This window comes from Moorena sp. SIO3I6, assembly GCF_010672095.1.
On sequence record NZ_JAAHHU010001673.1, the window covers coordinates 1 to 1,083 of the forward strand.

General features: G+C 39.5%; 1 protein-coding gene. It reads left to right on the forward strand.

Annotation, left to right across the window (positions count from 1 at the left end):
- Nucleotides 1-166 precede the first annotated feature (166 nt).
- Nucleotides 167-1,069 carry a sulfotransferase gene (locus F6K49_RS52195; RefSeq protein ID WP_293110927.1) on the forward strand — a complete coding sequence of 301 codons (903 nt, stop codon included), beginning with the start codon at nt 167-169 and terminating at the stop codon, nt 1,067-1,069.
- The last annotated feature ends 14 nt before the right edge of the window (nt 1,070-1,083 follow it).

Sequence of the window (1,083 nt, forward strand, 5' to 3'; positions counted from 1 at the left end):
ATGGGAAACATTTTTATAGGGTACGAGGTACATTAAATTTTATTACCCCTACTCCCTACTCCCTCCTCCCTCCTCCCTACTCCCTACTCCCTACTCCCTACTCCCTACTCCCTACTCCCGATTCCCGATTCCCGATTCCCGATTCCCGATTCCCCCCAGAAATAAAATGAAATTACCCAATTTTTTAATTATAGGTGTGCAGAAGGCAGGAACAACTTCTATTTATAACTACTTAACGCAACACCCTCAAGTTTATATGAGTCCGGTTAAGGAAACCAATTTTTTGGAGAAAGATTGGGAAACCTTACCTCCAGACCTAATAACTCCTAACAAAAATAGAATTGATACCTTTGAAAAATATTGTAAACTTTTCCAAGACGTGAAGGATGAAATAGCGATTGGTGAAGCATCCCCTAACTATTTGTTTCATTATCAATCATCGTCTGAGCTAATATTGCGTTATTTGCCCGATGTTAAACTGATTGCTATTCTCCGAAATCCCATAGACCGAGCTTATTCGGATTATTTAATGCACGTTCGGGAAGCGACGGATGTAGCGGGTAAGCTTCAACCTTTATCGGAACAGCTTAAGTTTCGCTCTAAGGGGTCGTTTACTATAAAAAAAGGACTCTACACTGCTCAATTGACGCATTTTTTTGAAAAGTTTAATCGAGATAAAATCAAAGTTTATCTCTACGATGATTTATGTAAAAATCCTGTGGCTTTGCTCCAGGATATGTATCGATTCATTGGAGTAGATGAAACGTTTATCCCGGATGTATCCAAAAAAGCTCAAGTGGCTCAAGTTCCTAAAGTAAAATTGGTTAATGATCTGTTGCGGAAACAAAATCCCTTCAGAACTATGGTGGCTTCTGGACTAAAGTACATTCTACCAGTGGAGGTGAGGCAAACTGTTCGTTCAGCGCTAATCAAAATAAACTCAACTGATAAGAGACAAGCTGCTCTTTCTAAAGAGGAACGGCAACAGTTGCTGGAATTTTATCGTGATGATATCCTCAAACTCCAAGATTTGATTCAACGAGACCTTTCGGTTTGGTTAACTGTTTGAGTGTAAGTAGTCAG